This window comes from Synechococcus sp. R55.8 (assembly GCF_047461895.1).
GTDB lineage: Bacteria > Cyanobacteriota > Cyanobacteriia > Thermostichales > Thermostichaceae > Thermostichus.
The window spans coordinates 6,210-12,187 of sequence record NZ_JANSIB010000083.1; the positions used below are offsets into that span (position 1 = coordinate 6,210).

The 5,978-nt window shown below is 56.8% G+C and carries 6 protein-coding genes; 3 read left to right on the forward strand and 3 right to left on the reverse strand.

Going from position 1 to position 5,978, the window contains the following annotated elements:
• Positions 1-59: 59 nt before the first annotated feature.
• The 3 genes from urtD (at position 60) to mnmH (ending at position 2,910) form a co-directional block, all read left to right on the forward strand.
• A complete protein-coding gene (gene urtD, locus NW829_RS09120; protein WP_011430741.1) occupies positions 60-827 on the forward strand; it encodes an urea ABC transporter ATP-binding protein UrtD in 768 nt (255 codons plus the stop codon).
• 34 nt (positions 828-861) lie between these two features.
• Positions 862-1,626 (forward strand): urea ABC transporter ATP-binding subunit UrtE, encoded by a 765-nt coding sequence (gene urtE / locus NW829_RS09125; RefSeq protein WP_414331328.1) that lies wholly within the window; start codon positions 862-864, stop codon positions 1,624-1,626.
• 219 nt (positions 1,627-1,845) lie between these two features.
• Positions 1,846-2,910: a tRNA 2-selenouridine(34) synthase MnmH gene (gene mnmH, locus NW829_RS09130; protein ID WP_414416925.1), complete on the forward strand. Its 1,065-nt coding sequence runs from the start codon at positions 1,846-1,848 to the stop codon at positions 2,908-2,910.
• On the opposite strand, the gene NW829_RS09135 is transcribed toward mnmH, so the two are convergent.
• From NW829_RS09135 to NW829_RS09145, 3 genes are all read right to left on the reverse strand, one after another.
• Positions 2,903-3,706: a M55 family metallopeptidase gene (locus NW829_RS09135; RefSeq protein ID WP_414416926.1), complete on the reverse strand. Its 804-nt coding sequence runs from the start codon at positions 3,704-3,706 to the stop codon at positions 2,903-2,905. The genes mnmH and NW829_RS09135 overlap by 8 nt on opposite strands.
• Positions 3,707-3,898: 192 nt before the next feature.
• Positions 3,899-4,933 carry an adenosine deaminase gene (locus NW829_RS09140; RefSeq protein WP_414402915.1) on the reverse strand — a complete coding sequence of 345 codons (1,035 nt, stop codon included), beginning with the start codon at positions 4,931-4,933 and terminating at the stop codon, positions 3,899-3,901.
• 127 nt (positions 4,934-5,060) lie between these two features.
• Complete coding sequence (locus NW829_RS09145) at positions 5,061-5,939, reverse strand: isoaspartyl peptidase/L-asparaginase (protein ID WP_414416928.1); 879 nt, start codon at positions 5,937-5,939, stop codon at positions 5,061-5,063.
• Positions 5,940-5,978 lie beyond the last annotated feature (39 nt).

The window sequence follows — 5,978 nt, forward strand, 5'->3', positions numbered from 1 at the left end:
TTTGATGGGTTGAGAACCCTGTTCGCCCTCTGCCCTTTCCGTTCTTGGATGTGATCCCCATGCTTACTGCAGCTCCCACCGCCACCCGACAAATTTTACAAACTCAGGATCTCACCGTCAGCTTTGATGGCTTCAAGGCTTTGGACAGGCTGAACTTCTCTCTGGAGGAAGGGGAGCTGCGGGTGGTCATCGGCCCCAATGGGGCAGGCAAGACTACGTTTCTCGATGTGCTGACGGGCAAGGTTAAGCCTACTCGAGGCCGGGTGCTGTTCAAAGGAAAGGATCTGGCCAAGCTCAAGGAACACGAGATCTCGATTTTGGGTGTTGGGCGCAAGTTTCAGACGCCGCGGGTCTATCAAAACTTGAGCGTGCGAGAAAACTTGGAGCTATCCCTCAACCCTGACAAAAGGGTTTTTTCCACCCTATTGGGCAAAAAGCATCTGCGAGAAAAAACGGATGCTCTTTTGGAAACCATTGGCCTCAGCCGTAAGGATCGGGTTCCGGCAGGGCTGCTTTCCCACGGAGAAAAGCAATGGCTGGAGATCGGCATGGTGATTGCTCAAGATCCGGATTTGCTGCTGCTGGATGAATGCGTGGCCGGGATGACGGACAAAGAAACAGAAGCTACAGGAGAGTTAATTCAATCCTTAGCCCAAAGCCACACCATTTTGGTGATCGAACATGACATGGTGTTTGTCCGACAAATTGCCCGCAAGGTTACCGTTTTACACCAAGGCTCGGTGCTGTGCGAAGGTACCTTTGAGGATGTGAAAAACGACCCGCGAGTGATTGAGGTCTATCTCGGATCCCACAAGGGGAAAAACTAAGCAAAGAGGCTATAGTTCTGTATCTAATCGACTCATGCGCAGGCCTATGAATACGGAAAACGCGACCGCAACACAAAACTTATCCCGAGATGGATCCGGGCCTCTCCTGGAGGTCTCCAACTTGAGGGTTTACTATGGTCAGAGTTTAATTGTGAAGGATCTCTCTTTTAAGATCTTTCCCGGCCAAGCGGTTTGCCTTCTGGGCCGCAATGGTATGGGCAAAACCACCACGCTTAAAGCCCTGATGGGACTTCTGAAAGACTGCACAGGCAAAATTGCTTTTGAGGGCCGTCCTATCAACCATTACCCTCCCAATTGGCGAGCCCGCGCCGGTATTGGCTATGTACCCCAAGGTCGAGAGATATTTCCCCGCCTAACGGTTGAGGAAAACCTGCTGGTGGGGCTAGAAGCGGCACCGGACAGAGAACGGATCATACCTGAGTTTGTCTATGACCTATTCCCAATTCTGCGTTCTTTTCTTAAACGGCTGGGTGGGGATTTGAGCGGTGGGCAGCAGCAGCAACTGGCCATCGCCAGAGCTTTGGTGGCGGAGCCCAAACTTTTGCTCCTGGATGAGCCCACAGAAGGGATCCAGCCCTCTATCATTATCGAGATCGAAGAAGCCATCAGCCGCATTCAAAAGGAGCGGGGCGTTTCGGTGTTGCTGGTGGAGCAGTATTTTGAGTTTGCCCAAAGCCTAGCCGATTACTTTTATCTTATGGAAAATGGATCCCTTATCATGGAGGGGCCGACTGACCAAATGGACGAAGAAAAAGTCCGAGCTCACCTTTCTATCTGAGGTGGCACCTGGAGAGCCTGAAAACCTCTATAACTTTTTTGAGAGCGGCAAATGGCATCCTGCATGTTCCAGAGACCTTGCCTAAACTTCTGGAAAAGCGAGAAGTCCACCTGCGAGGGGATAGGCTAGGGTTAGCCCTGGGCTTCCTTGAGCAGCAGCGTTGGCTAAGCTAGAAACTGTTCAAGATTGCGCTAGCTTGCCATTTCCATCCACAGGTTTGTGTCTCCTCCGATTCACTTCACTGCAGAGCCCTGGCTGCACACCTACAGCGAAATTATCGATGTGCGCTCTCCGGCAGAGTTCGCAGAGGATCATTGGCCGGGAGCCATCAACTTGCCTGTACTCTACGATACAGAACGGGCGGAGGTGGGCACGCTCTACAAGCAGGTGGATCCCTTTACAGCCCGCAAACGAGGGGCAAGCTTGGTGGCCCAGAACATCAGTCGCCACTTGCAAACCCATTTTGCCGATAAAGATCGCGATTACCGGCCCCTAATCTACTGCTGGCGGGGAGGGCAGCGCTCTGCCAGCTTGGCATTGGTGTTGTCCCAGGTGGGCTGGCAGGTTACGGTTTTGCAAGGTGGCTACAAAACCTACCGGGCCTGGGTGCGCCGACAGCTGCAGATCTTGCCCCAGGAATTTACCTACCGAGTGCTCTGCGGACCAACAGGGAGCGGCAAAACCCAGTTGCTTCACCATCTGCGCCAACAGGGATCCCAAGTTCTCGATCTGGAAAAGCTGGCCTGTCACCGGGGATCCCTCCTGGGGGCCGAGTGGGGGGTGCCACAGCCCAGTCAGAAGAGCTTTGAAAGTCAACTGGTGCAGGTTTTTCTCCAGTGGGATCCCGCCAAGCCAGTCTGGGTGGAGGCTGAGAGTGCCAAAGTGGGCCAGCTCCATCTGCCGCCTGCCCTTTGGCAAGCCCTTACCCAAGCCGACTGTGTCGAAGTGCAGTTGCCTCTAGAGGAGCGGGTGAAGGGGCTGATCGCCCATTATCCCCACTGGATTGCTCACCCCCAAGCGCTGAAGGAAAAATTGCTGCTTCTGAAGTCCCGTCTTGGCCAGGGCCGCTTGCAGCGTTGGTTTGAGCTGATCGACGCCCAAGACTGGCCGCAGTTTGTGCAGGAGTTGCTGGAGCAGCACTACGACCCCACCTATCGACACGGGCTGCAGCAAAACTTCAATCGCCTTCGGGCCCGGATTGAGCTGTCTGACCTTTCCGAGACCAGCCTCAGGGAAGCTGCTGCTCGCCTCATCCAGATGCCGCTTGGATCCCTGGCTAGGTGAGCACGATAAACTCCAAAGCCCGCAACACCTCAAACCACTCGGAAACTTCCAGCCGAACCGTGGAATCGGCAATCCACCGGCAGCCGGGATAAAAAGACTTGCGGTAGGCCCGAGCGGGATCCTTGTAGTCCACTTCCAATTGAAAGTGATCCGGCAGTGGGCGAGGACGGTAGGCCGACAGCCGCCTCAGGGATCCCTCTACACCTTGGCGGATGGCCTGTAGAACCTGCTGCGGATGTGGCGTAATGACCGACTGGCCTATCCCTTTGTGGGTGACCACCGTCTCGATGTGGGCGTCATAAGCTTTCGCTGCGGCACACACCTCCGCATCTCCGGCTACAAACACAACCGGGACTCCCTCATAGGCAGCCGTGAGGCTGACCAGGTGAAACTCGGCGATGGCCTGGCCGTTCAGCCGGATTTGGCTAACTTCGGTGGTGTAGGTGTGGGCGAGGGGGTTGGCAGCAGATCCGGCGCGGGCATGATAGCCGATTAGGAGCAGGGCATTGTAACTGCGATCCAACTCTTGCACCATACAGTAGGGGTGGCCGCTCCAGCCGCGGATGAGTTGCACCGGCTCCGGCAACCGTTCGGGGATGAGGTTCCGCCCTGAGTCATGGGCATCTTTGACTGTGATCTGCGTGGCTCCGGCAGCCAGGGATCCCTCACAAGCCGCGATCACTGCTCGGGTCATCTGCTCTCGGAATGCCTCGTAACCCGGCTGGCCGATGGTGGCCTCATCCCAATGGCTGATGCCGGCGATCCCTTCAATATCGGCGCTGATATAAACCTTCATGTTTGGCTCAGTAGACTCAGCATTGGATTCTGTCGGGCTCTATCCACCCTCAGATGCCGCTCAACATCGCTCTGCACAAGGGATCCAAGCGGTCATTTCCCTTGCGAAAGCTGCCCCTGTCTCTGTTACGGATCCCTTCCCTGTTTTCGAGAAGTCGGGATGAAAAACAAGGACTCCATCCCGCTGAGGCGGTCAGAGAGCCACCAAAGAAGCAGATACCCCCTGCTGTAACTCCGACAACAATGAGGCCGGACGCCCCTTGTAGGGCCAGGCAAAAGCGTGACGAAAGGCTGCTTCCTGGCAGTGTTTGAGCTGCTCGAAATCGATAATGTCGTGGGTTAGCAGGTTTTCGTACTCAAACGGCAGCCGCACATTGTGCAAGCCGGCGTTGTCGGTGCAGATGGCGATATCCACCCCCGCCTCAAAGCAGCGGTCAAAGACAATCTTGAGGGGCTCCAAACTGGGCAGGGTTCCCGTTTTTAGATAGGTGGTGGGACAAACTTCTAGGCATTGTCCTCGTCGTGCCAGCTCCGGCAGCAATTCTGGATAGTGGAGGGGGATCTGAATGCCGTGGCCGATCCGCGAGACATAGGGCAGCAACTGTGGGTAGCAGCCATCCAAAGTTTCGTACAGGTGGGCAGTGGTTTTCAGGCCGCGGGCCAGCGCATACTTGAACAGCTCAATCCACTCGTCCATCCGTTCGCCGTAGGGCTTGTCTCCTCCGGCCAGGTCGATGGCACACACATACTCCGACTCGGCGGCAGCTTCCACCATGGCCCGGTTGATGTGGCTGGGCAGGCGTGAATGCAAACAGACGATCTGGGTGGTGACGATGGGATACTCTCGCTGTTGACTGGCTTGTCCTACCGTCTCGATCACCTGGCGCATCTGCTTGAGGCGCTCCCCCTCATCCAGGCTGGGATCCGTGCGTAGGTAGGGAGTGTAGCGAATCTCCAGGTAGGCCAGATCCTCAAAGACGTAGGCTCCCCGCAGCAGGCGGTAGATAAAATAGGGCAGGGTTTCCAGGGTCTGCACCTGTTCCACCAGCGTGTGCAGCTCCAGGTAATCCTCGAGGGTGTTGCGCGGGCGGGTGTAGAACTCCTCAAACTCGGCATAGGTGGGAAAGCGCTCTGCCAAAGGGGATCCCTGGCGGTGAAAATAGCGCCACAGAATTCGGGGGACAACCGAACCGCCCAAATGACGGTGCAACTCCGCGTGAAGTGCCATAAACGCTCTACAGTGGCCCGCCAGGGGGCAGACTTGGTTTGTTTAAGTACTATTTCTACTCTTATCCTACTCTTATCCAACCGCCTCAGGCTTGTCCAGGTCTAATCCCGCAAGCCCGGCTAGAAGTTTAGATCGTCAAGCCGATCCCCTGCCCATCGTGATATGCGGCCAGCAGTAGGTCGGTGGTGGTATCCCAAGCAATCTCCCCCGAGCAGGATAGAGCGATGGCCCCAAAGGAGCGGCGACGTTGGCGGGCCTCTTGAAAAGACTTGGCCATGGCAGCCTTCAGGCTGAGGCCATCTTCCACTCGAATCACAATCCGCGCCGCCAAGCTCTCATCCAAAATATCTTCCCCAACACCGGTGCAACTGACTCCCGCCACCGCACTGGCATAGGTTCCCGCCGGAGTGGCCGAATCGCTTACTCGCCCCACCCGTTCAAACCCCCGCCCGCCGGTGGAGGTGCCGGCACAGATTTGCCCCTGTTGATCCAGGGCCACCGCCCCCACCGTGCCCATGGCCAGAGCAGTGAGAACCCTAGTTGGGGGATGGGTTTGGCGCAACTGCACCCACTCTTGAACCCGCTTGAGAGTGGCCGGGTCATAGACCGGCAACTTCAGTTCCCGCGCCAGCTCCGCTGCCCCTTGTTCGGCCACCACGCGATCCGGGCTTGATTGCAGAGCCTGGGCCATGAGGATGGGATGCTGAACCCGGCTGACGTTGATCACCCCGCTAAAGGACTGGGTGGCCCCGTTCATGAGAGCGGCGCTCATGCGGATTTGCCCATCCGATTGCAAGACCGACCCCGTCCCGGCATTGTAGAGCGGATCATCCTCCAGCAACTGGCAGGCATGCATCACCGCCGCCTCGGCACTCTGCCCGGCCAACAGCAGCTCGTAGGTGCTCTCCACCACCTGCTGCAGGGATCCCCTCACTTTTTCCAGGCTGCTTTCCCCTTCCAGGGCGCTGCCGGCTCCGCCGTGGATGATCAGTTTGGGCTGAGGCATGATGAGATCGGTTACCTTGTGAGAACAGTGGAAGACTAT